General features: G+C 65.0%; 29 protein-coding genes. 12 read left to right on the forward strand and 17 right to left on the reverse strand.

Annotated elements, in window-relative coordinates; translation table 11 throughout:
* Positions 1-116: 116 nt before the first annotated feature.
* From E2L08_RS00005 to E2L08_RS00015, 3 genes are read right to left on the reverse strand one after another with little or no spacing between them, the layout of a single operon-like run.
* Entirely contained in the window at positions 117-554 is a 438-nt protein-coding gene (locus E2L08_RS00005) for a DUF6362 family protein (RefSeq protein WP_133395014.1), read from the reverse strand.
* The gene (locus E2L08_RS00010; RefSeq protein ID WP_133395015.1) at positions 547-747 is read right to left on the reverse strand and encodes a hypothetical protein; all 201 of its coding nucleotides are present in this window, start codon (positions 745-747) and stop codon (positions 547-549) included. The genes E2L08_RS00005 and E2L08_RS00010 overlap by 8 nt, the downstream gene beginning before the upstream one ends.
* Entirely contained in the window at positions 744-1265 is a 522-nt protein-coding gene (locus E2L08_RS00015; protein WP_133395016.1) for a crossover junction endodeoxyribonuclease RuvC, read from the reverse strand. Before E2L08_RS00015 ends, E2L08_RS00010 begins: the two co-directional genes overlap by 4 nt.
* Before the next feature lie 509 nt (positions 1266-1774).
* On the opposite strand from E2L08_RS00015, the gene E2L08_RS00020 reads away from it, so the two are divergent.
* Both E2L08_RS00020 and E2L08_RS00025 read left to right on the forward strand, forming a co-directional pair.
* On the forward strand, positions 1775-2395 hold the full coding sequence (locus E2L08_RS00020) for a hypothetical protein (protein WP_133395415.1): 621 nt from the start codon (positions 1775-1777) through the stop codon (positions 2393-2395).
* A 7-nt stretch (positions 2396-2402) separates the two neighbouring features.
* On the forward strand, positions 2403-3473 hold the full coding sequence (locus tag E2L08_RS00025) for a helix-turn-helix domain-containing protein (protein WP_133395017.1): 1071 nt from the start codon (positions 2403-2405) through the stop codon (positions 3471-3473).
* Positions 3474-3507: 34 nt separating this feature from the next.
* Here E2L08_RS00025 and E2L08_RS00030 read toward each other — a convergent pair whose 3' ends face one another.
* The 13 genes from E2L08_RS00030 to E2L08_RS00090 all read right to left on the reverse strand — a co-directional run bounded on the left by E2L08_RS00030 (position 3508) and on the right by E2L08_RS00090 (position 13684).
* Positions 3508-6099: a VapE domain-containing protein gene (locus E2L08_RS00030; protein WP_133395018.1), complete on the reverse strand. Its 2592-nt coding sequence runs from the start codon at positions 6097-6099 to the stop codon at positions 3508-3510.
* Between the two features lie 8 nt (positions 6100-6107).
* Positions 6108-7427, reverse strand: coding sequence for an ATP-dependent DNA helicase (locus E2L08_RS00035; RefSeq protein ID WP_133395019.1), 1320 nt, complete (start codon positions 7425-7427; stop codon positions 6108-6110).
* Positions 7424-8173 carry a hypothetical protein gene (locus E2L08_RS00040; RefSeq protein ID WP_133395020.1) on the reverse strand — a complete coding sequence of 250 codons (750 nt, stop codon included), beginning with the start codon at positions 8171-8173 and terminating at the stop codon, positions 7424-7426. The genes E2L08_RS00035 and E2L08_RS00040 overlap by 4 nt, the downstream gene beginning before the upstream one ends.
* Entirely contained in the window at positions 8170-8967 is a 798-nt protein-coding gene (locus tag E2L08_RS17160; protein ID WP_133395021.1) for a hypothetical protein, read from the reverse strand. Before E2L08_RS17160 ends, E2L08_RS00040 begins: the two co-directional genes overlap by 4 nt.
* Entirely contained in the window at positions 8964-9179 is a 216-nt protein-coding gene (locus E2L08_RS00050; RefSeq protein WP_133395022.1) for a hypothetical protein, read from the reverse strand. Before E2L08_RS00050 ends, E2L08_RS17160 begins: the two co-directional genes overlap by 4 nt.
* An 11-nt stretch (positions 9180-9190) precedes the next feature.
* Complete coding sequence (locus tag E2L08_RS17100) at positions 9191-9418, reverse strand: DUF6511 domain-containing protein (RefSeq protein WP_133395023.1); 228 nt, start codon at positions 9416-9418, stop codon at positions 9191-9193.
* A 140-nt stretch (positions 9419-9558) separates the two neighbouring features.
* The gene (locus tag E2L08_RS00060; RefSeq protein WP_133395024.1) at positions 9559-9789 is read right to left on the reverse strand and encodes a hypothetical protein; all 231 of its coding nucleotides are present in this window, start codon (positions 9787-9789) and stop codon (positions 9559-9561) included.
* Positions 9790-9868: 79 nt separating this feature from the next.
* The gene (locus E2L08_RS00065; protein ID WP_133395025.1) at positions 9869-10651 is read right to left on the reverse strand and encodes a hypothetical protein; all 783 of its coding nucleotides are present in this window, start codon (positions 10649-10651) and stop codon (positions 9869-9871) included.
* A 22-nt stretch (positions 10652-10673) separates the two neighbouring features.
* A complete protein-coding gene (locus E2L08_RS00070; RefSeq protein WP_133395026.1) occupies positions 10674-11531 on the reverse strand; it encodes an ATP-binding protein in 858 nt (285 codons plus the stop codon).
* 104 nt (positions 11532-11635) lie between these two features.
* Positions 11636-12118, reverse strand: coding sequence for a hypothetical protein (locus E2L08_RS00075; protein ID WP_133395027.1), 483 nt, complete (start codon positions 12116-12118; stop codon positions 11636-11638).
* Positions 12119-12153: 35 nt separating this feature from the next.
* Positions 12154-12501, reverse strand: coding sequence for a hypothetical protein (locus E2L08_RS00080; RefSeq protein WP_240757969.1), 348 nt, complete (start codon positions 12499-12501; stop codon positions 12154-12156).
* Complete coding sequence (locus tag E2L08_RS00085; protein WP_133395029.1) at positions 12501-12797, reverse strand: helix-turn-helix transcriptional regulator; 297 nt, start codon at positions 12795-12797, stop codon at positions 12501-12503. The genes E2L08_RS00080 and E2L08_RS00085 overlap by 1 nt, the downstream gene beginning before the upstream one ends.
* Positions 12798-13000: 203 nt before the next feature.
* Complete coding sequence (locus tag E2L08_RS00090; RefSeq protein WP_133395030.1) at positions 13001-13684, reverse strand: hypothetical protein; 684 nt, start codon at positions 13682-13684, stop codon at positions 13001-13003.
* 116 nt (positions 13685-13800) lie between these two features.
* Between E2L08_RS00090 and E2L08_RS00095 the strand changes: the two genes are divergently transcribed.
* The 5 genes from E2L08_RS00095 to E2L08_RS00120 all read left to right on the forward strand — a co-directional run bounded on the left by E2L08_RS00095 (position 13801) and on the right by E2L08_RS00120 (position 17710).
* Positions 13801-14478, forward strand: a complete 678-nt coding sequence (locus E2L08_RS00095; RefSeq protein ID WP_133395031.1) for a LexA family transcriptional regulator — start codon at positions 13801-13803, stop codon at positions 14476-14478.
* 1 nt (position 14479) lies between these two features.
* A complete protein-coding gene (locus tag E2L08_RS00100; protein ID WP_133395032.1) occupies positions 14480-15211 on the forward strand; it encodes a hypothetical protein in 732 nt (243 codons plus the stop codon).
* A gap of 323 nt (positions 15212-15534) precedes the next feature.
* Complete coding sequence (locus E2L08_RS00110; protein WP_133395034.1) at positions 15535-15990, forward strand: DUF2924 domain-containing protein; 456 nt, start codon at positions 15535-15537, stop codon at positions 15988-15990.
* A complete protein-coding gene (locus tag E2L08_RS00115; protein ID WP_133395035.1) occupies positions 15987-17312 on the forward strand; it encodes a recombinase family protein in 1326 nt (441 codons plus the stop codon). Before E2L08_RS00110 ends, E2L08_RS00115 begins: the two co-directional genes overlap by 4 nt.
* Positions 17309-17710 carry a hypothetical protein gene (locus tag E2L08_RS00120; protein ID WP_133395036.1) on the forward strand — a complete coding sequence of 134 codons (402 nt, stop codon included), beginning with the start codon at positions 17309-17311 and terminating at the stop codon, positions 17708-17710. The genes E2L08_RS00115 and E2L08_RS00120 overlap by 4 nt, the downstream gene beginning before the upstream one ends.
* A gap of 1 nt (position 17711) precedes the next feature.
* Here E2L08_RS00120 and E2L08_RS16900 read toward each other — a convergent pair whose 3' ends face one another.
* On the reverse strand, positions 17712-17882 hold the full coding sequence (locus E2L08_RS16900; RefSeq protein ID WP_168771004.1) for a hypothetical protein: 171 nt from the start codon (positions 17880-17882) through the stop codon (positions 17712-17714).
* A gap of 44 nt (positions 17883-17926) precedes the next feature.
* On the opposite strand from E2L08_RS16900, the gene E2L08_RS00125 reads away from it, so the two are divergent.
* From E2L08_RS00125 to E2L08_RS00145, 5 genes are read left to right on the forward strand one after another with little or no spacing between them, the layout of a single operon-like run.
* A complete protein-coding gene (locus E2L08_RS00125; protein ID WP_133395037.1) occupies positions 17927-19516 on the forward strand; it encodes an anti-phage dCTP deaminase in 1590 nt (529 codons plus the stop codon).
* Complete coding sequence (locus E2L08_RS00130; protein WP_133395038.1) at positions 19513-21048, forward strand: type I restriction-modification system subunit M; 1536 nt, start codon at positions 19513-19515, stop codon at positions 21046-21048. The genes E2L08_RS00125 and E2L08_RS00130 overlap by 4 nt, the downstream gene beginning before the upstream one ends.
* The gene (locus E2L08_RS00135) at positions 21045-22553 is read left to right on the forward strand and encodes a type I restriction-modification system subunit M (RefSeq protein ID WP_133395039.1); all 1509 of its coding nucleotides are present in this window, start codon (positions 21045-21047) and stop codon (positions 22551-22553) included. Before E2L08_RS00130 ends, E2L08_RS00135 begins: the two co-directional genes overlap by 4 nt.
* Positions 22546-23709, forward strand: coding sequence for a restriction endonuclease subunit S (locus E2L08_RS00140; protein WP_133395040.1), 1164 nt, complete (start codon positions 22546-22548; stop codon positions 23707-23709). The genes E2L08_RS00135 and E2L08_RS00140 overlap by 8 nt, the downstream gene beginning before the upstream one ends.
* Positions 23709-26669 carry a type I restriction endonuclease subunit R gene (locus tag E2L08_RS00145; RefSeq protein WP_133395041.1) on the forward strand — a complete coding sequence of 987 codons (2961 nt, stop codon included), beginning with the start codon at positions 23709-23711 and terminating at the stop codon, positions 26667-26669. Before E2L08_RS00140 ends, E2L08_RS00145 begins: the two co-directional genes overlap by 1 nt.
* Positions 26670-26705 lie beyond the last annotated feature (36 nt).

Raw genomic sequence — 26705 nt, forward strand, 5'->3', positions numbered from 1 at the left:
AAAGGGGAAAGCTTGGCCATCTGCTCGTCGCTCAGCCAGTAGAGGTCGTCCATGTCACCGCTCCGTTTTTCGGGCCGTGAATCACGCCGAACAGCAACAATCAATGCATCCTGACCCTAGGAAAGGCGTCGTTCGCTCACAACTGCGATGACATGTTCCATCGATCTCTTCCCCGAAACGACCTTGCCGTTCAAGCGCCAGACGATGACCGCGATCCCGTACTGCCAGCGCCGGTTCGCGGTGGCGCGGCTGATGCCGAGTTCCCAGCAGATCGGCTTCCACGGCTTCCGGTTCGCCCGAAGCCAGAGCAGGCGCGCATCGGCGGGATCGAGCCAGCGCAGCCAGAGCAGAGCATCCTCGGCCTGCGTGATGTCACGCGGCCCGGGCTTGGGCCGGCGCATCAGAGGCTCCTGGCCGACCTGGTCGGCGAAGCTATGGAAATACTCGGGCCAGGCGTTGAAGTAGCCCTGCGGCTTCACCTCGGGCAACGAGCGGAACACGTCGGCGGCGCTCTCGAGCCGGTCCTCGACCATGGTGGGCGTCCACTCAGCCATTCGCGGCCTCCCGGTCGTTCGCCCGAGGCCCATACAGCTTCTCACCGAGCTGACGGACCAGCTCGCGCTCTGGCCAAGTCAGGCGCTGGTCGTCGACGGAGACGGCGAGCACGCCTTCGTCATGCCAGCCATCGCGTTTCACCTGGTCGGGATCCCGGCGCGAGCCGCCGTAGCCTTTCGGATACCACCTCATCCCAGGCCCCCGTTCGTCTCGAGCGCCCAATGGAGGATCGCGATGGCGTCGGCCTCGTTGTCGTCGGCGGGCGAGAACCCTCGTGCTCGCGCCGCGGCGATCATCGCCTCCTTTGGCGCGTTGCCCTTGCCGGTCGCGTGGCGTTTGATCGTACCGACCGGAACGCCCTCGTAGGGAACGCCGCGCAGTTCGGCCCATGATGTCAGCGTGGCCATCAGCCCGCCGTATATGTGGGCCGCGTCGGTGCCGGCGTGGCGGCGGACCTCTTCGAACCAAATCGCGGCGATGGGCCCCGATAGCCGGTCGAGTTCGGTCAGCCAATTGGTGAAACGCAGGTATCGCATGCCGCCACCGTCGAAGCGGCCGGGGCGGAAGCTGACTGTGCCACTGGTGGTCAATCCGTCATGGCTGCGGAGCGCCCAGCCGGTCGTGGTGCCGAGATCGAGGGCGAGGATGCAGGACCGGATGATCGCGTCCGGCTCGGGGCGGACGTCCTGCGTGGGGATCGGTGTGTTCATCGTGAAGGCTCACAAGTTGTGGGCCTTCGGCTTCGGTCACCGCAAGATGTAGCATCCGGCGGTCCTCGGCCAAAGCGAAAACTACCAGGGACAACGCGACCGGCGAAGATCGACGCGCTGCCCGCCCCGGTCCCAACCTCCGAACGCGTGGTCCCAACCTTCGAGGGGTTTGGAACAGCCCTTTATCGTTTCACTCCAATGGCTTGAATGGATGTGGGTCCCAACCTCGGTGTCCCCAACGGGGGTCCTTCTCATTTCGTATAGAAGAACATGTTCCCGACCTTTTCCGTTCTCCCACATGAATGTGTAGCAAGAGGTTGGGGCCACGGGGTGAGGTTGGGGACACCATTGTTTTTGAATGGCTTTTCGTGTCCCCAACCCCCTCGGGAGGTTGGGACAGGGTTGGGACCACCGGGGAGGTTGGGACGGCGCGCGTAAGGTGCATCTTGACCGTGCCCGTTTTTTTTAACCTACAAGTAGGGCGAAAAAACGGGCATGAGGAATCGAGCATGACTGGATGGATTGAGACTAGGCTACTGGATGAGCCTTGGGATGTGGATCGCCGCATCACCGAGCTGGGATTGACCAAGGACGGCCTGGTCAACGCGGTGCAGGCTGCGCGCACTGCGAGCGGCAACGCGACAGCGCTGCATCCCTCAAACGCGGCAGGCACCTTTGGGTATCATGAAGGCGTCGCGGCTCTGCGCCAGGAGTTCATTGGCGAAGAGTGGGTCATCGATCGCAAGGACGGGGTCGAGACCATCCGCAACGACCGAAAAGGTCTGAAGATTGGCTTCTGCAACGTGGACCGTGCTTGCGGTGAAAAGGCGCCGAAGCCGCGATCAGACAAGGGTGCGGCTTCGGAACGCGCCTGCGGTCCGATGCTGTTTGACCCCGAAGAACTTCGCTATTTCGTACGCGATGACGCTGTCGGCCTGGCGTTCTATTATCTCATGGTAGATGAGACTGGGCGGGCAGAGCTTACCCGGCCGAAGATTTCCGGGAAGACATTTGAAGGTGCCGTCGAGCGCATCTTCCTGCTTTCCGAGGGCGACGAGGACGAAACGTTCCTGAATCTCGACGACGACGGAACCGCGGAAGACTTCGAGCCCAAGATCGTGCGCAAGTAGGCGTCACATGTTCGAAGAAACACGATTGAAATTGGCCCGTGCACGGCGCGGGCTGACGGCGAAGGCACTTGCCGAACAAGCAGGCGTGAGTGTCGATACGATCAAACGCCTCGAGAAGGGTCGCAACGAGCCGGAACCCGATACCGTCGGGAAGCTGGCAGGAGCACTTCGTTATCCGGAAGAATTTTTCTTCGGCTCAAAGGTCGATTCAGTGGATCCCGGTGCTGTCAGCTTCCGATCGTTCTCGAAGATGACGGCGAGAGAACGCGACGCCTCTCTTGGCGCCGGGTCGGTGGGATTGATGCTGAGCGAGTGGGTCGATGAACGATTCGGGTTGCCTGAGCCTGAGCTCATCGATCTCTCCTACGAGAGCGACCCCGAGGTTGCATCTGCCCATGTGCGGCAGCACTGGTCGCTCGGGCAGCAGCCCATCACGGACTTATTGGCGCTCCTGGAGGCAAAGGGCGTCCGGCTGTTTTCGCTCACCGAAAATACCGCGTCGGTCAACGCGTTTTCATTCTGGCGTGGCGGCAAGCCCTACATGTTTCTGAACAACTTCAAGACCGCCGAAAGCAGCCGATTTGATGCGGCCCACGAATTGGCCCACTTGGTGATGCACATGCACGGCGACCCGAAGAAGGGGAGAAACGTGGAGCGCGAAGCAAACGCCTTCGCTTCGGCGTTCCTGATGCCTGCGGAAGACGTGATCGCCCGCATTCCCAGGCGTATCACGACTGATGTCGTCATTCGTGCAAAGGCACGCTGGCGCGTCTCAGCAATGGCGATGGCCTACCGTCTGCACCAGCTGAGGCGGCTGTCTGAGTGGCAATACAAGTCGATCTGCATCGATCTGACCAAGCGCGGTTACCGCACCGGCGAGCCCAACGGCATAAGCCGCGAAAAGTCCAAGGTCTGGCGGCAGGTGCTTACGATGCTCTGGCAGGAGCGCGTGACGAAGGCGGATATCGCGAGAGAACTCGGCCTGCCGCTCGACGAGGTGGAAGGGCTCATCTGGAGTTTGACGGCAGATGAAGTTGCGGCTGAGAGGCAGGCAAAGGGCTCGCTGCGCGCGGTGTAACCGGGGCCTCTAGGAAGCGACGCGGCGGGCGAAACTATGTGAGGGCCCTCCGATACCGCCACTCCCGGGGCGCCTCACGCCCGCCCTCGTCGCGCCGCCGGTACCGCTCCCAGCCGTTCGCCTTGAGGTAGGCCGAGACGCGCATCTGATCGCCGCGGGTCCAGCGGGCCGGTTCGAGCGCGATCGCCTCCTCGAGGATCTCGCCCACCGACACGTCCCTCAGCGGCTCCGGCCGCGGCACACTCTCGGTGCGGGAATTACCGTAGTCGGGGAAGCCATCGGAGACGGAGCGGAGCTCGTGGGTCAGCCAGTGCTCGATCAGGTCGTCCCAGGCGTCGGACTGATAGCGGCGGTCCTGCTCCTCGCGGGCTTCGGCCAGCAGCGCCGGATCGTCGATCCACCAGATCGCGCCGGCGCGGAAGCGGTGAACGGCCTCGGCCCAGAGCTGGTCGCGGTCGCGGGCGAGCGCAGCGATGTCTATGGTCCCGCAGCGGAGGGGCCAGAAGCGGCGGTTGCCGGTCTCGTCGCGCAGATAGGTGTCGGGGTTCACGGTGCCGGCGAAGACGCACTGGCGCGGCACCTCGACGGTGTAGCGGCCATAGGGCGGGCGGAAGCGGTCGGTTGTGCGCGTCAGGAATGCCTTGATGCGCGAGACCTCGGCGCGGCCGATGGCATCGAGTTCGGCGATCTCGACGATCCAGACACCCTGCATGTGCAGTGCGGCGTCCTTCGAACCGAGCTCCGGCAGTTCGTCGGTGAACCATTCCTCGCCGGCCAGCACCTTGATCGCGGTGGACTTGCGCGCGCCCTGCGGTCCCTCGAGGATCAGCATGTGGTCGGCCTTCACGCCGGGCCGGTAGATGCGGGCGACGGCCGAGATCAGCCAGAGCGCGCCGATGGTGTGATGGAACGCCGTGGGTTCCGCGCCGAGATAGGCACTGGTCCAGGTCTCGATCCGGGGCGTGCCGTCCCATGTCAGGGTGTCGAGCCAGTCGCGGACGGGATGAATGCGCAACTCGCGGGCGACGGCGCCGACGGCGCGGCTCACGACCACCGGCGCCACGTTGATGCCGCGGAGTTGCAGCCACTCGGCGGTGCGAATGTCGTCGGCGTCCTCCCAGGGGCGCGGGAGCGACGTGACGACACTGTCCCACGGCAGCGGCTGACGCACGACGATCTCCTGCGCGAACTCGTCGAAGGCGAGCACGCCTGCGAAGGCGGTATCAGAGGTCAGCGCGACGATGACGTTGGCCTCGTTGCGCTCGGGCGCGCCGGCCAGATCGAGCCGGAGTCGCCTGAACCAGGCGGGCTTCGGGATCGGCGCGTTTGGATCACCGGTGGCGTTCACGCGGCGGCGGAGCTCGGCCAGCTGCTGGGTGAGAACGGACATGCCGATCCCGGTCGCGGACTTGATCCGCGCGATGACCTGCCGCTCAGGCAGAGGATCGAGCTTTGCCAGCGCGATGCGCCCGAGCAGTGTGGACAGGGCTTCGAACTCGGGCGGATTGGTCAGCGCCTCGGCAGCGGCGACCAGCGTCGCGGGATCGTCGGCGGAGGCGACGATGGGCGTGGCCGTCTCTGTGTCGATAGGATCCCCGGTCTGCGGGTCGGCTGTGGTGTCAGCCGGTCGCGCGTAATCCTCGGCGCGGGCGCCGCGTTGGAGATCGTCGTTGAAGTCGTCGCCATGGAGCGGCGCGACGATCTCGTTCGGGATGTCGGCCCGGTGCAGTCGGTCCGAGAGCGTCGCGGCCGCCTGGCGGCCAGCATCTTCGGCATCGGCGTAGATGGTGACGCGGCGGGTGCCCTCGGGCCACTGGAACCGCGCCAGACCGTCGGCCGACAGCGCCGCCCAGACCGACGTGCCAAAGAGCGCGTGCGCGGCGAGCGCGGTCTCGATCCCCTCGGCGATACCGATGTGGCCGTCCGCGGGCACCGGGAACAGCCGGACCACGGCATCCTTCACGCTGCCGAGCATCTTCTTTCCCGGAGGCGCCTTCGCGCTGCCGTCGTCGAGCAGGAAGGTGCGGTGGATGCCCTGTGCGCGCTCCCCGTCCGGCGACCGCAGGATCGCGATCAGGCCGGGCCAGCCACGGCAGCCGTCGAAGTCCGGAAGATCGGGATGGAACAGCAGGTCGGGCGAGCCGGGATCCGAGACCCCGCGGGCGCGCAGAAAGGTCTCGCCAGGCGTACCCGCGATCGGCACGGCCCCGTCGACCAGCCGCGCGATCTCGGCCGAGTGGTCGGGACGTGCGCGCATGGGCGACGCCGGCGTTGTCCGCGGCGCAGGGCGATCCATCCCCGCGAGCCGCGCGGCCTCGTCGAAGAGCGCGCTGTCACAGAGGCCGGTCGCCTGCGCGATCAGGTCGATCGGACCGGCCCGCTCGCCGGTGGCGTAGTCGAAGCCCCACCCGGCATAGGGCCCGTCGAGATGGATGGTGCAGGAGCCCTCCTTGCGCGGCGGGCGCCCGGAGAGGTCCGCGCAGCGCAAGGAACGACGGTCGCGCGCGAGCCGGGCCTCGGGGAAGAGCCCCGGCAGCCAGTCCGCGGCCGTGCAGGCGAGCCGCTCCTTCACGACCGCCAGATCGTGCCGGGTCTTCGGGACCGCGATGTCGTTGAGGTCGATCATCGCACCCCTCAAGCCAAGAGGACGAGACCGCGCTCGGCCCGGGTGATCGCGGTATAGAGCCAGCGGCGCCGGTCGATCTCGGAGCGACCCAGCCCGTCGTCCCAGACGATCACGTTCTCCCACTGCGAGCCCTGCGCCTTGTGCGCGGTGATCGCCCAGCCGAAGGTCGCCTCGGTCAGCAGACGCTTCTCCTTGTAGTCGCGGTCATGGCGCTTGTCGTCGTAGACGACGTGGTCCTCGAAATGCCCCTTGTAGATGCGCAGCCGGCCCGGGCGCCCGTCCTCATAGGGCTCGCCGATGTGGCGCCCGTCCTCGTCATGGACGACGGCGGAGAAGTAGAGGCTGCCCTCGTCGACGATGTCCTCGAGCGTCACGAACATGCCGTTGATCAGTCCCAGATCGTTCTGATTCTTGAGGCAGATGATCTTCTCAGCCGGTCCGGTGGGTAGCCAGGTCCTGCCGAGGCCGGCCGCCGCGCGCATGGCGTTGTTGATCTGCAGCCGCGTGGCGTTCAGCCCGCAGATCAGCTGGCCGCCGCGCAACGCCTGTTCCGGCGTGATGTCGCCCTTGCGAAGCTTGGCGACATGATCGTCGTAGATGCCGAAGCCGATGGGCCGACCCTCGCGCGCCATGGTGGCGAGGCGGATGATCGCGCTCTCGGCCGCCTGGCGGTGGATCTCGGTCAGCATCACGTCCGGCTCGTCGCGAGTGAAGGCGCCTTCGCCCCGGATCGGCGGCAGCTGGCCGGGATCGCCGAGGACGAGGATCGGCTTGCCGAAGCTCATCAGGTCGCGCGCCATCTCCTCGCCGACCATCGACACCTCGTCGAGCACGATCAGCCGGGCGTCGGCCGCGTCGCTCTGCGGGTTCAGGGCGAAGCGCGGGTGCTTCATCGCCGAGAGCCCCTGGCGCATCGCCTCGATCGCGGCATCGGCCGCGGTGCGCGCGAACCCGGTGAGGCGAAGCGCGTCGCGTTCGGCCACCGCGATCTTTCGGGCGGCCTCCTCGATCTCCTCCTCGGTCGCCTCGATCACCGAGTAGATCAGGCTGTGAATGGTGCGCGCGGGCGTGCCCTTGCGGGTCAGCACCAGCGCGGCCTTGCCGGTGAAGGTGGCGGTGACCACGCCGGGCACGCATCGGCCGTCCCGCGCGCTGCGGTGGGGCGAGAGGCCGAGCTCGTCGAGCGCGAACTTCAGGACGGTGCTCTTGCCCGACCCGGCATAGCCGAACAGGCGGAACACCTGCTGCTGCTCGGTTCGGGTCTCGAACCACTCCTTGATCTCGCGGAGCGCGGCGGCCTGGGTGGCAGATGGGGTGAACTCGGTCATGAATGGCGTGCCTCCACTGCGTAATCCTTGACGATCCCGCCGCGGGTCGGATCGCCGACCTCGCACGGACGGACAAAGACCCGGCGCCCGTCGGCCAGCTGCCGCCAGTGCCCGCGGCGGATGTGCCAGCGCGGGCTGGCGTGACTGCCGCCCTGCGGCGGCGTCGCCGCGCGCAGGCGCGCTGGATCGATGGCGACCTGGCGCCAGACCCATCCGCGCACGCCCTCACGGGACAGGCGAGACCGTTTCGCAAGCGACACCTTGCGGTCGCGGATTTCCGGGGACGCGCCGAGGATGGTCAGCGCGCGCCAGACGATGCCGGCGGCGACTTCGCCGTGACCGCGGACCGTCTCGTCGTGTCGCTCTGCCGGGTTGCCCTCGATCTCCGCCTTGCCGTCCGGATGCATCCAGATCCGCACCAGGCAATCCGTCCAGCCGCGCGGCGCCCGCTTGCGCATGAGGAACGTGGCCTCGACGATGTCACCGTCGGCGCGAGCGCAGACGATCAGGCCCAAGGGAGACGCGCGCTGCTCGCGCACCTCGAAGATCACGGACGGATGCGGCAGCCGAAGCGGGCCGGTCAGCACCCGGGTCATCGCGCGGTCGACACTGTCGCCATCGAAGGAGGCCTGATCGTCGAAGAAATAGATCGGCGCGAACTCCGCCGCTCGGAGTAGGTCGGAGCACCAGAATCGGTCGCGATGGGCGCGCACGATCCGCTTGAGCTCATAGGCGTCGGGGATCATCGCCGCTCTCCCCAGCACCGACCCGCCCAAGCGCAGGGCGGGTGCCACTTGCCGGCCGCCATGCCGCCGCGGCAGAGGACCGCCGTGGGCTCAGCCGCGGCGCGCGGCAGCCATTCCCCCGCCTCGGAGGCTCGCACCACGGCAACGGCGCGATCCGACATCTCCTGCGCGAGATGCGCATCGAAGGGCACGAGCTCGGCATGCAGCTCCATCGTGTCGCGATTGAGCGCTGTGAAGAGCGCCGGGGCCGGCAGGTCCATGTAGGCCTGGTAGAGCGCGATCTGGGCGGCGTAGACCGGCCGGGCGAGGCTGACGCCGCGCTTGACCACGTCTTTCCAGCTGGCCGCGCCGAGCGCCTTGTTCTCCCAGAGCGCGGAATAGTCCATCGTGACGGGGCCCGCGACGAGGCAACCGTCGATATGTCCCTTGAAGCGGCCGCCGAGGGCTTCGAACCCGAACTGGCGACCATCGGGTCGCTCGGTGCGCAGGTCGAACCCGGCGATCCGGAACCAGCCGGCGACGATGTCCTCGGCCCGGTGGCCCGCCTCGAAGATGCGCAGCGTGCGCGGCGCGAACTCCTGGCCCTCGTCCTTGGGCACCGCGAGGAAGTCGTACTGAATCTGGCGCAGGCAGTCGCGGCCGAGACCCGAGGAACTGACATAGGTACGCGGACGCTCGGCGCGATGGCGCGCGGACAGCGCCGTATCGATGGCGGCGGACACGGCTTCGGCGATGGGCGGGCGTGGTGCGCCGGCGCCGTAGAGGAAGCCCGATTTATGGTTCAGGTCGATCATCGCTCGCGCTCCCAGAAGCCGCCGGCCTGCGCGATGCAGGTCAGCTTGTGGAACTGCGCGTCCGTCAGCCGGGCGCTCTCACTGAGGCGCGCGAGCTTCTCGCGGAGGCTGTCGCAGAACTCGATCTCGAAGTCGGTGACGGCGTTCTCGGTGGCTGCCTCGAGCAGAGGTTTCCAGCTGCAGGACGCGGTGTCGTCGTTCAGGTCGATCATCGCGCGCCCCCTCAGAACGGAATGGGGTCGTCGAGGGCCGTGCCGGTGCGCTCCTTGCGCGCGGCCTGGTCCTGCATGCTGTCGATGTAGCCGGTGACCGCCGCCTCGATCAGGCGATCGATGTCCTCGGCGCTGCGATGGAAGAAGGGCTCCATGAGCCCGAGGTCGGTGAGCGCTTCGGCGAAGAGCGTCCGCGAATCGCGGATCGCCTGCGCCTCGCGCGCGGTCTTGTCGATCATGCCGTTGTTCCTTTGGGCGATGGCGCTGCCCGCGTCCTGACAGCGGCGCGAGCAGAAGCGGTGGTAGGGGTGGCGATCCCAGCGGAGGCCGTGGCAGTAGCCGAAGCCGCGCGCCTCGCGGGCGCAGACGGCGCAAAGCGCTACCCGAGCAAGAAGGTCCCGATCGGGTCCTCGGGCGGCCAACCCGCCCTCTGGAGCTTTTCGGACTGGAGCACGATCCAGCGCGAGATCGCATTGCTGGCCATGGCTTCGAGGTCGGCGAGGCTGAGGCTTGCGATGGGGGCGTGCAGTCTTCCTCGGGCCTCGAGCCATCGTCCGATCTCCAGCGTCGCTTCGCGCGTCACATGCGCCTGCCATTCATCCGGGGTCATCGGCCCGGCAGGATCGCGTTGGGCCGCGGGCCGCGACGAAGGCCGGTTTGACCTCCGCCGCCGCGCTGCCGACCGCGCCTCACCCATTGAGCCAGGCGGGCATGCCGGTCGCCGGCGCCCCGCTCGGCGGGGACGGCGGGGCCGCTGCCGGTTGCTGGGCGGCGGGCGGCTGCTGGGCGGGCGGTTGCTGCGGAGCCGGCGCCTGCGCGCCCCAGGCCGGGGCCGCCGCCGGGGCTTGCGGCTGCGCACCCCATGCCGGCGTGGGCGCCTGCCAGCCCGGCGCCGGCGCGCTCGCGGCCTTGCGCGGCGGGGCGTTGACGGGCTCCGGGGGCACGGTTTCGCCGCGCATGATCGCGGCATGCTGCGGCTCGTCGGGCAGAACGACGTTCGCGATCCGATTCTGGTCCCGGTATTGGGGGTTGGAGGCGGGCTCCACCATGATGCGCGCTGCGAAGACGATGCCGTCGAGGTGCTTGAGCCCGGGCAGCACCCGCTTGGCCTTGGCGTCGGGGCTTTCGTCCCTGGGATCGAGCCCGAGAGCGCTGTCGACCATCGCCCGAAAGGTGGATTTCGAGATCTTCCAGCCGATCGACTGCCCCTTCTCGTCGACCTTGCCGCCCGCCACGGTGAAGCTCTGCCAGAACTTCCGCCGGGCATGCGGCCCCTCGAGGATGGTGAACTCGCAGTCCAGCATCTTCGCGTCGCTCGACTGCGAGGCTTTCAGGAGCTTGGCGTCCATCTGCGTGGCGCCGTCGACGCCGCCGGGGCGCACGGTCAGGCGGACCTTGGCGAAGGTGCCGTCGGGGATCAGCTCGCCGATGGGGGCCATCTGCGGCTGGGCGTCGTTGAGGTCGTAGCTCATGGGTCTGTCCTTTGCATCTGGATCAGGAAGGGATGGCGGTTTGGGCGGGTGCGCGGCCGTCGATCTTCGCGATTAGCGCGCCGAGATCTGGCGGCTCGGTCACATCGAGGCGGCCGGAGCGGTCCTTGGCGGGAAGGCCCCAGGGGTTGCCGGAGCGGCAGACGAGCCGGCGCTCGGCGGAGGTCTCATCGAGGGTCCATTCGCCCTTGGCGTCGCGGCCGAAGAGCTGCATGGAGACCACCTGATCGACGATGCCCGGCAACTCGCGCCCGGCCTTGGTGCCCTCCATCTGCGGCTGCCAGGTCGCCGTGCCGAACTCGTCGGTGACCTTTTCGAGCACGCCGACGAAGATCACCGTCTTGCCGCGGGCGTGCTGCAGGTGCTTCAGCGCCTGGATCACCTCGCGGCCGAGCAGCCCGTAGGCGCCGCGGACATCAGGCTTCCCGGTCCGCTCGGAGAAGGCCTCCGGCTGCTGGCGGGCATAGGCCATGGCCTGCCGCGTCAGGTCGGTGATCGAGTCGACGAAGACGATCCGTTTCCGGGCGAGAAAGTCCTCGATGCCGGTGCCGAGATACTGCTGCTGCAGCCAGGCGTGATACTCGGCGCCGTACCAGGACTTCGGATGCTGGGCCGGATCGTGCCCACCGATCAGCACGGCGAGGTCGCGGAAATCTGTGAAGCTGCGCACCGGGATCGAGTCACCGCGCCAGTCCTGCACCGACTTCATGCCGGCCTCGAGGTCGAGGCAGACCGTCTCCTCGGCGGGCAGCGTCTTCAGGAGCGTCGTCTTGCCGACGCCGGGCGGGCCGAAGATGGCGAGGGACGTCTTGTTCTCGGCGGCCGAGAGCCGTTCGTCGGCGGTGATGATGCGGAAGGCCATGGGGTTCTCCGGAATGTGCATTCAGGGGGCGCGGCGGCGGGGGTGACCGGGTGCCGAAGGGGAACCTGCCCGGCGTTGCCGACCGGGCGTCCCGCCGCCGCGCGTCACCGGTCTCGAGCCTCGAGCCGGAAGACGGGTTTGCCGGTGGTCTCGCTGCGCGCGTCCGCGAAGCCCTCGCGCATCGCCGCGGGCCAGGCGCCGAAGCGCCGCTCGGGCACGCGGTAGGCGATCTCGAGATACTCGGTCGGATCGTCGCCGGCGGCGCGGATGCGCTCGGCCATCGCGGCGAGGCGGTCCTGATCCCAGGAGATCTTCTTGGGCAGGTCCGCGACGATCACGACGCCCTCGTCCTCGACCCGCACCGTGCCGCTGGTCTTGCCCTGCGCGGCCCGCTCGGCCGCGGCGGCGGTCTCGTAGCGCTGCGCGATGCCGGCCTCGAGCCGGTCCCGCAGCCGCTTCACGCGGGCGGTCTCGGCGAGCGCGGTCGTCTGCAGATCCAGGAGCATCTCGGGCGGCAGCGCCGCGATGTCGCCGATGGCGAGACCCTCGAGATCGTTGAAATACGGGGCGTTGTCGGGGTGCGGCATGGCGGGGTCTCCATTGGAAGGGAATGGCAGGGCCATCACGCGGCGCGCTCTTCGAGGAGCAGCGTCGAGAGCGAGGCGTTGGCGGCTCTGGGTCTGGGTCGCGCGACGGCGATGTAGGCGAAGCGATCGGGGCCCACGCGTTCCTGCACGAGGTGGACGAGGCCCTTCTCGAAGGCGCCCAACGCGGCCTGACCGAGATCGGCAAGCTGACGGCGCTCGGGCTCGGGCAAGGTCGAAATCACCGGCGTGACATCGATCCCGAGAAAGCCGCAGTGGTACTCGATCCTGGTGCCAGCCTCGGCCTGTGCGATCCAGGCGTAGAGCTCGACGTCAGTGAGCCGCGGCCTCGCTACGCGGGCGCCGATTGGGGTTGCGGCGACCATCAGCACAGCCGCGCAGTCCGCTGGTGCGTTGCACCATGACCGGTGTCTCGCGCTGGGTCCGCGGTCAGACGGCGGGGCGTGTGACCGACGCGCGCGACGGCCTCGCTGATCTTCAAGGCGCGCTGAAGCTGGCTCTGCTCGAAGGCCTCGATGTCGGCGAGCCGATAGAGCACGCGCCCGCCGAGCTTGAGGAAGGCCGGTCCCTGGCCGTTGTAGCGCCAGCGTTCCAGCGTCCGGTGGGAGATCCCCCAGCGCCGGGCCAGCTCCTTCTGGTTCAGGCAATGCCTCTGCAGCATCGATGTCTCCTCTCGTGTCGTCGTTGAGGAGACAGTGCGCAATTACGGTGTGGGATGTCGTGGGGACTGGCGGGGGATGCAGAGGGGGATCAGTCGGCCCTTGCGGGACTGGCGTTTGGCGGCTGGCCGGGCGCCGTCATCCCCCACCATCCCTCACTCGTCCCCCTCCCGATCCCACAGGAAAACGGGCGAAACGAGATCGGTCAGTAGAGATTCAGACGGTAGCCGCCACGCCGGTCGGAGCGGATCAGATGCCGCCAGTCCTTCTGCGACTTGAAGACGTCGGCCATGCGCAGGCTCTTCGAGCCGGCGCGCGACAGGATCGCCTTGCCGTTCTGCCAGGGCGCGCCGGCCTGCGCCGTTTCGTGCAGCGCGCGCACGACTTCCGCCTGGATCGGGCCCAGCTTGAACCGGCATCCGTTGCAGCGGACTTCGAAGTAATCGACCGAGTGGATGAAGGTCGCCTCCTCCATCGGCTGCCCGCCCGGCGAGAATCCGGTCTCGATCTCGAAACGGTCGCGTTCATCGCGCCTTAGAAGGAGGTCGCCGATCATGACGAGGACGGGCTGCGCATCGCCCCAGGTCGTCGCGTAGTCGGCCTTCGGCGTCCGAAAACTCGCGAGATGAACCTCACCGCACCGGAAAAGCTGAAACACATCGCGGGCGTGGAGATCGAGCAGACCGCTGTAGTAGCTCTGCTCCCACGGCACCCTATAGGTCTCGCCTCGGTCGTCCTCCTCGATGTCGCCGAACTCCATGGGCGCGCTGAACACGCGCACCGACAGACGCAGCTTGTCGTTCTCGGCGAGGTAGATCAGGTCCGCTTCCGTGATCTGCCACCGCTCGAGGATCTCGGGGAGCGTGAAGTACGATTTGTCGATATGCATTCACTGCCCTCCGCGCCGATTCCCGTGTAAGATGTTTACCTTCTGTTCTTATTCGCTTGACGGGCTCCGATCAATCCGATTTCATCCTATTTCATCCACAGTTGGGTGGGGATGACATGACCGAGCACCACACGCTTTCCGACCGCCTCAGGGCCCGGGCCAACCAGCTCGGCATCAGCCCCGCCCACGTCGCCGAGATGGCCGGCGTGAACCGCTCCTTCGTCTATGACATCCTCCGCGGACGCTCGACGCGCCCTGGCATAGACCGGCTGGCCGAGGTCGCCCGCGTGCTGAAGGTGGATCGCGACTGGCTGATCCATGGCATCGGTGAGGTGGAGGGGAAGCCCCCCTTCCTGGACAATCCTGACGACGCCTTCGTTGCCATCGCCCACGCCACCCCGCGCCCCGCGATGGGCGGCGGCGCCGTCGTGACCGAGGACGGCGACACGCCCGGCCGGGTCTATCATTTCCGCCGCTCCTGGATCCGAAACAGCCTCAAGGCCACCCCGTCGCAGCTGCGCATCATGCATGTGGAGGGCGACAGCATGGCGCCGACGCTCATCAGCGGCGACGCGGTGCTGGTCGACATGACCCGCCGCGCGCCCAACCCACCGGGCATCTTCGTGCTGGACGACGGGATGGGACTTGTCGCCAAGCGGCTCGAGCACATCCCCAACAGCGACCCGCCCGCAGTGCGCGTCATCTCCGACAACAAGCACTACCCCGAATACGAAAGAACGGCCGACGAGATCCACATCGTCGGCCGCATCCGTTGGTTCGCGCGGGAGATCTGAGGTGATTGCGTTCCGCGAGGTCGATGATGCCGATCCGGCGCTGGCGTTCTCGCCGCTGGTGCGCGGGATCGAGAAGACCTTCGCCTGGATCGGCGAGCATAGCGGCGTCCCACTGACGCCGTCCAAGACCTTCAAGCGGGTGTTCGTGCATTGGGCCGCGGCCAAGTTCGACTGGCCTGGCCACACCGAGGCGGACCTCTTCGCCGTCAACAAGGTTCTGAACGAGCCGGACTTCGCCCCGCTCATGGTGCTGCACGACCTGATGATCGCGATGAAGCTAGGGCGGCACTACAAGGGTGAGTTCCGCCTGACCAAGACCGGCCAGGCGCTGGCGGGCCATCCCGGCCGGATTTTCGGCACGGTCGTCCCGTTCTTCCTGTTCCGGATCAACCACGCCAACATGTCGCGGTTCGACGATGCGCCGATCCTGGGCAACTGGGACGTGTTCCTGAACGTGCTCAACGTCGAGACCGAGGACGGCGCCACCGGCGCCCACCTCCGCCGCGTGCTGTTCGGCGAGCCCGAGACTGGCCCGCTCCCGCACTACGACGAGGTGATGGGCCAGCTCTACATCCAGGTCCTGCGCCCGCTCTGCTGGGCTGGCCTGTTGCAGCAGGAACGCGGCACGGCCAGCTATCGGTTCGAAGAGGCGGTGTTTATGAAGACGCCGCTCTGGAGATCGGCGCTGGTTCTCGACACCGATGCCCAGGTCGCGCCGGCGATACGTCACTGAGGCTCCGCCGGTTCCCATCCTCTGCGCAGGCTTACGCGGAAATCCCATAAGCCTTTGAATCCGATTGTTTTCAGAGGGTGCGCGGGTAGCGTTTCCCCCATGCGAAACGCGCCGAAAAATCCTCAGCGGGGTTCAAACCCGCTGCCACCCGACCGGATGACACCCGCTGAACGCCGCGCCGAACTGTGCGGTCTGCTGGCGCTGGGGCTGGTCCGGTTGCGGCTGCGCGAGCGCGGCGAACCTTCTGACGAGCCTGGAGAAATTCGCCTACACTCTCCGGCCGACCGATGCCGTCATGCAGCTCCAACTCATCGGAGAAATGCATGAACAAGCCCGATCCCATCCCCGCGCGCCTGGCTGCGCTGAAGACCGCCACGACGCCGGAACTGAAGGCGCATTGGCGCGATCTGTTCGATAGCGAGCCGCCGCCGTTCAACCGACGCTACCTGGAGAGCCGGCTGGCCTATCGCATCCAGGAGCTGGCCTATGGTGGCCTGAAGCCCGAGACGATCCGGCGGCTGGAACGGTTGGGCGAGGAACTCGACGGCGGTGACAAGAAGAAGCGCGGCACGCGCCTCGACCGTGACCGCCCCATCACCGGCACGCGGCTGCTGCGCGAGTGGCAAGGTGTCGAGTACATCGTCACTGTCACCGCGGACGGCTTCGAATGGCAGGGACGGCCCTACCAGTCGCTGTCTGCCATCGCGCGCGCCATCACGGGCACGCGCTGGAACGGCTGGGTGTTCTTCGGGCTGAAAAACCGGCGGGGCAGGACATGACGAAGGCCCCCGCGAAATCAGGAATGGTCCGGAAACTGCGCTGCGCGATCTACACTCGGAAATCCTCCGAGGAAGGGCTGGAGCAGGAGTTCAACTCGCTCCACGCCCAGCGCGAGGCCTGCGAGGCGTTCATCGCCAGTCAGCGCTCCGTGGGCTGGGTGCTGGTGCGTGATCAGTATGACGATGGCGGCATCTCCGGCGGCACGCTGGATCGCCCCGGCCTCCAGCGGCTGCTGGAAGACATCGAGGACGGGCTTGTCGATGTCGTCGTGGTCTACAAGATCGACCGCCTCAGCCGCTCGCTGGCGGACTTCGCCAAGCTGGTCGAGGTGTTCGACCGGAACGGCGTGACGTTCGTCTCGGTGACGCAAAGCTTCAACACGACCACGTCGATGGGACGGCTGACGCTGAACATCCTGCTCTCCTTCGCCCAGTTCGAGAGGGAGGTCACCGCAGAGCGCATCCGCGACAAGGTCGCCGCCAGCCGCAAGAAGGGGATATGGATGGGGGGCGTGCCGCCCTACGGCTACCGGGTGGAAAACCGCAAACTGCTGGTGGACGAGGAAGCCGCCGCGCACGTCCGCTGGATCTTCGCGCGCTTCCTCGAGATCGGGTCGGGCACGGAACTGGCGCGGGAGGTCGGCGCGCGCGGCATCCGCACCTCGCGCGGGAACAGGATCGACAAGAAGTACGTCTATCGGATGCTCAGCAACCGCGCCTACATCGGCGAGGCGGTCCACAAGGGCGACAGCTACCCCGGAGAGCACGACGCGATCATCGACCGCGAGACGTGGGACCGCGTCCACGCCATCTTGCAGGAAAGCCCGCGCAAGCGAGCCGCCCGCACCCGCGCCGAGACGCCCGCGCTGCTGAAGGGGCTGCTGTTCGGTCCCGATGACGCGGCCTTCTCGCCGACGCATACCCGCAAGGGCGACAGGCTCTACCGCTACTATGTGAGCCAGACGGTGTTGAAGCACGGCGCCGGGTTATGCCCCGTGGGACGCGTGCCCGCGGGCGAGATCGAGGCCGCCGTCATCGAGCAGCTGCGCGCCGTGTTCCGCCAGCCGGAGATCGTGGCGGGGACATGGAAGGCGGCGCGCGCCCACGCCGACGACATCACCGAGGCCGACGCCTGCGCGGCCCTGCAGCAACTGGACCCGCTGTGGGACGAACTCTTCCCGGCCGAACAGGCGCGGATCGTGGCGCTGCTGGTCGAGCGCGTGGACATCGGCACCGAGGGCCTGAATGTCCGACTGCGCGTCGACGGCCTCAGTGGCCTTGCTCGCGAGATGCTTGCAGGCGGCACCGAGGCGGCAGCATGACCAGCAGGACACCGATCCCGGACACCGTGACGCTGCATGTCCCGTTCCGCATCGTGAAGCGCGGCGGTAGAAAGGAGGTGAAGTTGCCGGACGGCGCCGTGCAGCCGAGGCGGACCGACACTACGCTGGTCAAGGCGCTGGCCCGCGCGTTCCGCTGGAGGAGGATGCTGGAGTCTGGGGAGTTCGCCACCATCGCCGACCTGGCCGAGCGCGAGGGGATTGCGCCGTCTTACATGACCCGCGTCCTGCGCCTGACGCTGCTTTCGCCCGACATAGTGGAGGCGATCCTGGACGGGAAGCAGGGGCCGGAGGTGACGCTCTCGCAGGTGCTGAAACCATTTCCGTTGGAATGGGAGCGCCAAAATCACAGAATTAGTACAACGAAATCTGATACTTAGATCAGCTTACCTTGAAGCGACCGGATAGATTCGCGCGTGTTGCAGACGACTGGTTGCTGACAGCAACCTTCACGTCGGCGATGCGCTGCTGCAGAGGTTTGGCTTGGATCTTCTGGCCCTTTGGTGCCTTCGAGAGAACAGCTGTGCCACCCTGAGCTTGCTTGGCCTGCATCTTGTCTTCCTCCGCCTGCTTATGACTACACCTTGAATCACTTGATGATTCACCGCAAGTTCCTTCTGCATCTCTCACAACCTCAGATCCAACGCAAACACGTTGGATCGCGCAGGGCCGAGGCCGAAAACATGAGACCAGAGTTAGTAATCGGCCTTGTTGGCCCAATTGGTTGCGACATTACAATTGTCGAGAAAGCGATTGCTGCAGCGCTGAAACAAGTCGACTACAAGGCAATACACATAAGCCTCTCCGAAGGCATCGCCGATCTACTCGAGGAGAAAAAGGAAGCGCGTCCTGCTCTGAGCTCATTGGCAGAGAAGATTGCGTCGGGCAATGAAGTTCGACGTCTCTACTCAAAAAACGGCATACTCGCAGCGTATGCCATTACTAAAATCCGGGAGCAGAGAGCCGAAATTGCTTCCGAAGCGGGAATTATACCTCCAGAGAACGCTACTCTGGAGGAAGTGCGCTTAGATAGCGTCGCATATATCGTCAGGCAGTTCAAGAGACCTGAAGAAATTCAATTGATGCGAAAAATATATGGCCCTGCATTCATTCAAGTATCTGTAACTCAAGATCGGCAGGACAGAATATCCAATCTAACAGCGAGACTTGGCAGGGAGAATCCAGGCCTGAAGCCGGAAGACCGCGAGGCGGAGGCCAAAAAGCTTATCCGACAAGATGAAAATGAAGACGAGGACGATTACGGTCAGAGGCTGACAAAGATATTTCACCTAGCAGATGCGTTCATCGACGCTAAAGACGAGGACTTTACCTCGGCTACCTGCGTCAGATTTATCAACGCCCTTTTTGGGCGCAACAATGCCGCTCCGACCAAAGACGAATTTGGCAGCTACCTAGCCAAATCTGCTTCATTGCGATCTGTGGATCTGTCTCGTCAAGTTGGCGCCGCCATTCTTAGCAGCGACGGCGACGTTATCACCATCGGCTGTAATGAAGTACCCAAGCCCGGAGGCGGTAACTACTGGGACGAGGACGTCAACAAGAAGCGCGACATCGACAAGGGAGGTGAGGCCAACAAGGAAGAAACGAGCCGCATTATCTATGATTTTCTGAAGACGCTATCAGACCATGACTTGCTCGCAGGCGGAAAGGAACCTGGCGATATCCTTAAAGATGAAGATCTGAACGACGCAATTAACGACTCCATGATAGGTGAAATCACCGAATATGGCCGCATGATTCATGCCGAGATGAATGCGATCAGCGACGCTGCACGACTTGGCCGCTCGGTTCGAGGTGCCACCCTTTATGTGACCACCTTTCCTTGCCATAATTGCGCCAAGCACATCATTGGATGCGGCATAGCGAGAGTGATTTTTATTGAACCATACCCAAAGAGTCGCACTGAGCTTCTTTATGGCGACTTAGTTTCCATTGGTGAACACGAAGAAGGAAAGGTTGAATTTGCACATTTTTCGGGAATTTCTCCTTCTCGATTCTCATCGATCTTTGAGAAATCTAGAAGACGAAGCAGAAGAACCGGCATGATCGAAGATTGGTATCAAGGGGAATGCCGACCAAGAATTGGTGAGCAAGAAATCGATTACATTGCCTCAGAGGCCCACGCGATTCTTGACAACTTTCAGATGGAAGACCCGTCAGCATGAGCGATGCGTCTGCATCCGAGAGGCCGGAGCCGGCCGAGACTTCTAATGAGTTGCGATCGGCACTCTGGGATGCAGCCAATACGCTGCGGGGCTCAGCCGTCGATAGAACTGATTGGAAAGGATACATCCTCCCACTCTTGTTCTTCAAACGCATCTCCGATGTTTGGGAGGAAGAGAGAGCCGAGGCGCAGGAGATCTATGGCGAGACGGATCCCTCGCTGTTCCCCGAGATCCATCGCTTCGTCGTCCCCGAAGGTTGCCACTGGAATGACGTTCGCGAGACCGCGACGAATGTCGGGGCCGCGCTTCACCACGCGATGCAGGAGATTGAGCGGGCCAACCCAGACACGCTGTTCCGCGTTTTCGGCACCGCCGACTGGGGCAACAAGGAGAAGTTCTCGGACGAGTTGCTCAAGGATCTGATCGAGGGGTTCTCGGACATCGGGCTCGGCAACCAGGCGGTCAGCACGGATGTCCTCGGTGACGCCTACGAGTACCTGATCGGAAAATTCGCCGACGTCACCCGCCGCAACAAGGCCGGCGAGTTCTACACCCCGCGCAGCGTCGTACGGATGATGGTCGAGATACTCCATCCCCAGGAGGGCGAAAGCATCTATGACCCCGCCTGCGGAACGGGCGGCATGCTGCTTGGCGCGATCGAACATGTCATGCGTATGGGCGGCGATCCGCGGACCTTCTATGGCAAGATCTACGGTCAGGAGAAGAACCTCACCACGTCCGCCATCGCGCGCATGAACCTGGTCCTGCACGGGATCGAGGACTTCCAGATCGCCCGCGAAGATACGCTTCGCAGCCCCGCCTTCACGGACTCGAGCACCAGCGGCATCGCCACCTTCGACTGCGTCATTGCGAACCCACCGTTCTCGCTGAAGGAATGGGGGCGCGAGCTCTGGGAGGCCGACCCGTGGGGACGCGCCCAATACGGGATCCCGCCAGAAAGCTACGGCGATTATGCCTTCGTCCAGCACATGATTTCGTCGATGGCGCCGACCGGAAACAGCAGGATGGCCGTCGTCCTGCCGCAGGGCGCCCTGTTCCGGAAGTCGGCGGAGGGGACCATCCGTAAGGCGCTCCTCGAGAACGACATGATCGAGGCCGTCATCGGCCTGGCGCCGAACCTGTTCTACGGCACACAGCTTGCCGGCTGCGTGGTCGTGCTTCGGCGCAAGAAGCCGGCCGAGCGCAAGAAGAAGGTCCTGATCATCGATGCCTCAAGCCTGTTCCGCAAAGGCCGCGCGCAGAACTTCCTCGACCAGGAGCACAGCGACCAGATCGTCGCCTGGTACCGCGCCTTCGAGGATGTCGAGGATCGCGCCAAGGTCACCACCATCGACGAGATCAACAAGGAAGGCTGGACGCTCAACATCTCCCGCTACGTGCTGCCGCCCATCGGCGAGGACATCCCTCCGCTGCCCGAGGCTGTTGATGCCTTCAAGACAGCTCTCGCCGATGCGCGTGCGGCCGAGGATCACCTGCGCAAGGTGCTGACCGAGGGAGGCTGGCTGCAATGACCGACCACCTCTCCCAGCGCGAGCTCGAAAGCTATCTCTGGGGCGCCGCGACGCTGCTCCGCGGCCTCGTCGATGCCAGTGACTACAAGCAGTACATCTTCCCGCTGATGTTCTTCAAACGCCTCTCCGACGTCTGGGACGAGGATTACCAGGAGGCGCTCGACGAAACCGGCGACGAGGGCTACGCGACCGCCACCGCGAACGACCGCTTCGTCATCCCCGAGGAGGCGCACTGGAACGACGTGCGCAGCGCGCCCAAGGATGTCGGGCGGGCGCTCCTCTCGGCCTTCCTCGCTATCGAGGCGGCCAACCCCGAGCGGCTGCAGGGCGTCTTCGGCAACGCGCCGTGGACCGACAAGGGCCAGATGCCCGACGCCACGCTCAAGAACCTGATCGAGCACTGCTCGAAGCACGATCTGACGCTCGCCGCCGTGCCCGAGGACGAGCTTGGCAACGGCTACGAATACCTCATCAAGAAGTTCGCTGACGACAGCGGCCACACGGCGCAGGAGTTCTACACCAACCGCACGCTGGTCCACCTTATGGCGCAGATGCTGCAGCCGAAATCGGGCGAAAGCATCTATGACCCGACCTGCGGCACCGGGGGCATGCTGATCTCTTGCCTCGCCGAGGTGAAACGGCGCGGCGGCGAGACGCGCACCATGGGCCTTTACGGGCAGGAGCTCATCACCATCACCGCCGCCATCGCCCGGATGAACCTCGTCATCCACGGCGTGTCGGACTTCCAGATCTCCAGCGGCAACACGCTGGCCGCCCCCGCCTTCGCGGAAGGCGACGCACTGCGCACCTTCGACGTGGTCCTCGCCAATCCGCCGTACTCCATCAAGAAATGGAACCGCGGCGCGTGGGAGAAGGATGTCTGGGGGCGCAACTTCCTCGGCACCCCACCGCAGGGGCGAGCGGACTACGCCTTCTTCCAGCACATCCTGCAAAGCATGGACCCCGAGACCGGGCGCTGCGCGATCCTGTTTCCGCATGGCGTGCTCTTCCGCAACGAAGAGGCCGAGATGCGGCGCAAGCTGATCGAGGCCGATCTGGTGGAATGCGTGCTCGGGCTCGGGCCGGGGCTCTTCTACAACTCGCCGATGGAGGCTTGCGTCATCGTCTGCCGCAGCCGCAAGCCGGCTGAACGGCAGGGACGCATCCTGTTCATCGACGCGGTGGCCGAGATCGCGCGCGAGCGGGCGCAGAGCTTCCTGCGCGACGCGCATCAGGCGCGCGTCCTGGCGGCCTATAAGGCATTCGAGGACGCACCCGGCTTCGCCGCCGTGGTCAGCACGGCCGACGTCCTGGCGGCCGAGGCGAACCTGTCTATCGCGCGCTACGTGAAGAAACAGAAGCCAGTAGTGGCGGCAGAGGATGCCATAACGCTCGCGGCGGCCTGGGGCGCCTTCGATGCCGAGGGGCGCGAGTTCTGGACCGGCATGGATGGGCTGGTCGACATGCTCGACGGGCTTGCCCCGGCGGAGGACGCCGATGCTTGAGCGCCCCACGAAACTCGTCTCTTACCGCTTCGATCAACTGGCGGATCAGATCAACGACCGGGTCATGCCGGATGAGGCCGACGTGGACCGCTACGTCGGCCTGGAACACCTCGATCCCGACAGCCTGCGCATCCGCCGGTGGGGCGACACCAGCGAGGTCGAGTCCACCAAGCTGCTGTTCAAGCCAGGCGACATCATCTTCGGCAAGCGCCGGGTCTATCAGCGCAAGGTGGCAGTGGCGGATTTCGAGGGGATCTGCTCGGCGCACGCCATGGTGCTGCGGGCCAAGCCAGAAACCGTGCTGCCTGAATTCCTGCCCTTCTTCATGCAGAGTGATCTGTTCATGGAGCGGGCGCTCAGTATCTCGGTCGGCTCGCTCTCGCCGTCGATCAATTGGAAGGCACTGGCAAAAGAGGAATTTCTGCTGCCGCCGATCCAGGAGCAAGCGCGTGCTCTTGACTTGATGCGCGCAATGCAAGCGAACGTGGACGCATTGGTCGCGCAGGCAGACGCAGCGCAGACAGTGTTTTATTCCGCCGTGGACGACGTCTTTGGACGCTCGGCCAGTAGAGAAGGCTATCGTGTTGCGAGCCTAAAAAGCCTCAGCACAAAGATTGTAGACGGCGTTCACCACACACCGAAATATGTTGAGAGCGGGATACCATTTCTTACTGTTGAAAACCTCACGCGTGGGTCGGGAATTGACTTTTCGGATACTCGATTTGTGACCAAGGAAGATCACCTTAGTTTTATATCGCGCGCTCATCCCGAAAAAGGTGACGTCCTTATTTCAAAGGATGGTACACTTGGCGTCTCCCGTGTCATCGAAACCGAAACAGATTTCAGCATCTTTGTATCTGTTGCACTGGTGAAGCCAAAACGTGATCTGCTCGATCCGTGGTTTCTCAGGTTCTACTTCGAATCAAGTCTCTTTAAGCGACATATTGCCTCTCGTGTTTCCGGCTCGGCCCTCAAGCACATTCACTTGATCGACCTTCGAGAGAGCCCGATTCCGCTTCTCAGTATCAATGAGCAAAAAGAGGCCTCCCGAAATATTGCGAGAATCCATAGCGCAATGCTGAATGCAGAAGCCCGGGTGAAAGAGGCTCAAGCCCTCTACATGAGAGGTTTGGCAGCAATAGCGGAGGGTGTTTGATGTCTTTCAACGAGGCCAACACCGTCGAAGCCTTCATCCGTGACCGCCTCGCGGGCAGCACCAATTCACCCACAGTCACGCCCGGCCTCGCCCGGCAGGGCGGCGCGATCTCCGGCCTCGGCTGGCATTTCGTCGGCCCCACCGACCTTCCGCGCCAGTCGCAGGAGGCATTGGTCGAGCCCTATCTGCGCGACGCCCTGATCCACCTGAACCCCGACATCGCCGCCAACCCGTCCCGCGTGGACGACGTGCTCTACCGCCTGCGCGCCATCGTCATGAGCGCGCGCTCGGACGGGCTGGTGAAGGCGAACGAGGAATTCGTCGCCTGGATGCTCGGCGAACGCTCCATGCCCTTCGGCGCGGACGGCCAGCATGTCACCATCCGCCTGATCGACTTCGACGACATCGAGCAGAACAGCTTCGTCGTCACCCAGCAGTTCACCTTCCACGCCGGCAAGACCGAGAAGCGCGCCGATCTGGTGCTGCTTGTCAACGGCCTGCCGCTCGTCCTGATCGAAGCCAAAACGCCGGTCCGCTCCAGCCAGAGCTGGCTCGACGCCGCGCTCCAGGTCCATGACGACTACGAGCAGAACGTGCCGGAACTGTTCGTGCCAAACGTCTTCTCGGTCGCCACCGAGGGCAAGGAGTACCGATACGGCTCCGTCCGCATGCCCGTCGATCTTTGGGGCCCGTGGCGGACGGACGCTGACGGTCCGCAGTCGATGGGCGAGGTCGAGAAGGCTGTCAACGCGATGCTGCGGCCGGCGGTGGTGCTGGACCTGCTCGCCAATTTCACCGCCTTCGCGACGCACAAGGGCAAGCAGCGCATCAAGATCATCGCCCGCTATCAGCAGGTCGAAGGCGTCAACAGGATCGTCGAGCGCGTCGTCGCCGGTCAGGTGCGCAAGGGTCTGATCTGGCACTTCCAAGGCTCCGGCAAGTCGCTCCTGATGCTGTTCGCCGCCCGCAAGCTGCGCCTGCACCCGGCACTGAAGAACCCGACGGTGCTGGTGGTGGTCGACCGCATCGACCTCGACAGCCAGATCGCCGGCACCTTCTATGCCGCTGACATGGCCAACCTGGTGCGCACCGACAGCCGCAAGGAGCTGTCCGAGCTGCTGGCCAAGGACGTGCGCAAAGTCGTCATTACCACGATCCACAAGTTCGCCGAGGCGGACGGCGTGCTGAACGACCGCGACAACGTCATCGTCATGGTCGATGAGGCGCACCGCACGCAGGAAGGCGACCTGGGACGCCAGATGCGCGAGGCGCTGCCGAACGCGTTCCTTTTCGGCCTGACCGGCACCCCGATCAACCGCGCCGACCGCAACACCTTCTACGCCTTCGGCGCAGAGATCGACGAGAACGGCTACATGAGCCGCTACGGGCTCAACGACTCGATCCGCGACGGCGCGACCAAAGAACTGCACTTCGAGCCGCGGCTAGTGGACCTGCACATCGACCAGCAGGCGATCGAGGCAGCCTACGCCGAGCTGACTGAGGGCCTCACGGACGAGGACAGGGACAAGCTCGGCCGCGCCGCCGCGAAGATGTCGATCCTGGTGAAGGCGCCGGAGCGCATCAGCGCCATCTGCGCCGACATCGCGCAGCACTTCCAGGCGAAGGTGCAGCCGAACGGGTTCGGGGCTCAGGTGGTGACCTTCGACCGCGAGAGCTGCCTCCTATACAAGCGGGAACTCGACAAGCACCTGCCGCCGGAAACCTCCGACATCGTCATGTCGGTCAACAGCGGCGAAGAAGAATATGCCGCCTACCGGCGCGACAGGGATGCCGAGGAAAAGCTTCTCGACCGGTTCCGAGACCCGAAGGACCCGCTGAAGATCATCATCGTGACGTCGAAGTTGCTGACCGGCTTCGACGCCCCGATCCTGCAGACGATGTACCTGGACAAGCCGCTGCGCGACCACACGCTGCTGCAGGCGATCTGCCGGACGAACCGCCCCTACGGCGAGCAGAAGACGCACGGGCTGATCGTCGACTACCTCGGCATCTTCGACGACGTCGCGCAGGCGCTGAAGTTCGACGAGAAGGGCGTCCAGAAGGCGGTGTCCAACATCGCCGAACTGGCCGCGATGCTGCCGTCGGCGATCCAGAAGTGCCTCGTGTACTTCGCTGGCGTGGACCGCACCCTAACCGGCTATGAGGGCCTCATCGCGGCACAGGACTGCCTGCCGAACGACGAGCGTCGTGACGCCTTCGCATCGGATTTCAGCGTCCTCAGCCGCATCTGGGAGGCGCTATCGCCGGACCCGGTGCTGACGCCCCACGAGAAGGACTATCGCTGGCTGGCGCAGGTCTACGAGTCGCTCAAGCCGTCTACCGGCACTGGGCGGCTGCTCTGGCACCGGCTGGGCGCCAAGACCATCGAGCTGATCCACGAGAACGTCCACGTCGACGCCGTGCGAGACGATCTCGACACCCTGGTGATGGACGCGGAGCTGCTCGAGGCCGTTCTCGGCAACCCAGACCCCGAGAAGAAAGCCAAGGAGATCTCGGTCAAGCTAACGGGGCGGCTGCGCAAGCACGCCGGGAACCCGAAATACAAGGCGCTGGCCGAGCGCCTGGAGGACCTCAAGAACCGTCACCAGCAGGGGCTCCTGCTCAGCATCGACTTCCTGAAAGAGCTACTCGCGCTTGCCAAGGACGTCGTGAAGATGGAACGCGAGACCCCGGTCGAGGAAGACATCGACCGGGGCAAGGCGGCCCTCACTGAGCTGTTCGAAGAGGCGAAGAACGGAGAGACGCCGATCATGGTGAAGCGTGTCGTGGACGACATCGACGAGATCGTCCGCGCCGTGCGCTTCGATGGATGGCAAGCCACTCACGCCGGTGAGCGTGAGGTGAAGAAGGCACTTCGTCAGACGCTCTTCAAGTACAAGCTCCACCAGGACGCAGAGCTTTTCGAGCGGGCCTACGGCTACATTCGGGAGTATTATTGATGGTGGCGTCGAGCAATGGACTTGGCCGACTATCGC

Source organism: Palleronia sediminis, from assembly GCF_004358695.1.
Lineage (GTDB): Bacteria > Pseudomonadota > Alphaproteobacteria > Rhodobacterales > Rhodobacteraceae > Palleronia > Palleronia sediminis.

What these genes read in the sequence shown, in the direction of transcription:
- E2L08_RS00005 (WP_133395014.1), bottom strand. Translation starts at nt 554, where the DNA reads ATGGCTGAGTGGACGCCCACCATGGTCGAGGACCGGCTCGAGAGCGCC.
- E2L08_RS00010 (WP_133395015.1), bottom strand. Translation starts at nt 747, where the DNA reads ATGAGGTGGTATCCGAAAGGCTACGGCGGCTCGCGCCGGGATCCCGAC.
- E2L08_RS00015 (WP_133395016.1), bottom strand. Translation starts at nt 1,265, where the DNA reads ATGAACACACCGATCCCCACGCAGGACGTCCGCCCCGAGCCGGACGCG.
- E2L08_RS00020 (WP_133395415.1), top strand. Translation starts at nt 1,775, where the DNA reads ATGACTGGATGGATTGAGACTAGGCTACTGGATGAGCCTTGGGATGTG.
- E2L08_RS00025 (WP_133395017.1), top strand. Translation starts at nt 2,403, where the DNA reads ATGTTCGAAGAAACACGATTGAAATTGGCCCGTGCACGGCGCGGGCTG.
- E2L08_RS00030 (WP_133395018.1), bottom strand. Translation starts at nt 6,099, where the DNA reads ATGATCGACCTCAACGACATCGCGGTCCCGAAGACCCGGCACGATCTG.
- E2L08_RS00035 (WP_133395019.1), bottom strand. Translation starts at nt 7,427, where the DNA reads ATGACCGAGTTCACCCCATCTGCCACCCAGGCCGCCGCGCTCCGCGAG.
- E2L08_RS00040 (WP_133395020.1), bottom strand. Translation starts at nt 8,173, where the DNA reads ATGATCCCCGACGCCTATGAGCTCAAGCGGATCGTGCGCGCCCATCGC.
- E2L08_RS17160 (WP_133395021.1), bottom strand. Translation starts at nt 8,967, where the DNA reads ATGATCGACCTGAACCATAAATCGGGCTTCCTCTACGGCGCCGGCGCA.
- E2L08_RS00050 (WP_133395022.1), bottom strand. Translation starts at nt 9,179, where the DNA reads ATGATCGACCTGAACGACGACACCGCGTCCTGCAGCTGGAAACCTCTG.
- E2L08_RS17100 (WP_133395023.1), bottom strand. Translation starts at nt 9,418, where the DNA reads ATGATCGACAAGACCGCGCGCGAGGCGCAGGCGATCCGCGATTCGCGG.
- E2L08_RS00060 (WP_133395024.1), bottom strand. Translation starts at nt 9,789, where the DNA reads ATGACCCCGGATGAATGGCAGGCGCATGTGACGCGCGAAGCGACGCTG.
- E2L08_RS00065 (WP_133395025.1), bottom strand. Translation starts at nt 10,651, where the DNA reads ATGAGCTACGACCTCAACGACGCCCAGCCGCAGATGGCCCCCATCGGC.
- E2L08_RS00070 (WP_133395026.1), bottom strand. Translation starts at nt 11,531, where the DNA reads ATGGCCTTCCGCATCATCACCGCCGACGAACGGCTCTCGGCCGCCGAG.
- E2L08_RS00075 (WP_133395027.1), bottom strand. Translation starts at nt 12,118, where the DNA reads ATGCCGCACCCCGACAACGCCCCGTATTTCAACGATCTCGAGGGTCTC.
- E2L08_RS00080 (WP_240757969.1), bottom strand. Translation starts at nt 12,501, where the DNA reads ATGGTCGCCGCAACCCCAATCGGCGCCCGCGTAGCGAGGCCGCGGCTC.
- E2L08_RS00085 (WP_133395029.1), bottom strand. Translation starts at nt 12,797, where the DNA reads ATGCTGCAGAGGCATTGCCTGAACCAGAAGGAGCTGGCCCGGCGCTGG.
- E2L08_RS00090 (WP_133395030.1), bottom strand. Translation starts at nt 13,684, where the DNA reads ATGCATATCGACAAATCGTACTTCACGCTCCCCGAGATCCTCGAGCGG.
- E2L08_RS00095 (WP_133395031.1), top strand. Translation starts at nt 13,801, where the DNA reads ATGACCGAGCACCACACGCTTTCCGACCGCCTCAGGGCCCGGGCCAAC.
- E2L08_RS00110 (WP_133395034.1), top strand. Translation starts at nt 15,535, where the DNA reads ATGAACAAGCCCGATCCCATCCCCGCGCGCCTGGCTGCGCTGAAGACC.
- E2L08_RS00115 (WP_133395035.1), top strand. Translation starts at nt 15,987, where the DNA reads ATGACGAAGGCCCCCGCGAAATCAGGAATGGTCCGGAAACTGCGCTGC.
- E2L08_RS00120 (WP_133395036.1), top strand. Translation starts at nt 17,309, where the DNA reads ATGACCAGCAGGACACCGATCCCGGACACCGTGACGCTGCATGTCCCG.
- E2L08_RS16900 (WP_168771004.1), bottom strand. Translation starts at nt 17,882, where the DNA reads ATGCAGGCCAAGCAAGCTCAGGGTGGCACAGCTGTTCTCTCGAAGGCA.
- E2L08_RS00125 (WP_133395037.1), top strand. Translation starts at nt 17,927, where the DNA reads ATGATTCACCGCAAGTTCCTTCTGCATCTCTCACAACCTCAGATCCAA.
- E2L08_RS00130 (WP_133395038.1), top strand. Translation starts at nt 19,513, where the DNA reads ATGAGCGATGCGTCTGCATCCGAGAGGCCGGAGCCGGCCGAGACTTCT.
- E2L08_RS00135 (WP_133395039.1), top strand. Translation starts at nt 21,045, where the DNA reads ATGACCGACCACCTCTCCCAGCGCGAGCTCGAAAGCTATCTCTGGGGC.
- E2L08_RS00140 (WP_133395040.1), top strand. Translation starts at nt 22,546, where the DNA reads ATGCTTGAGCGCCCCACGAAACTCGTCTCTTACCGCTTCGATCAACTG.
- E2L08_RS00145 (WP_133395041.1), top strand. Translation starts at nt 23,709, where the DNA reads ATGTCTTTCAACGAGGCCAACACCGTCGAAGCCTTCATCCGTGACCGC.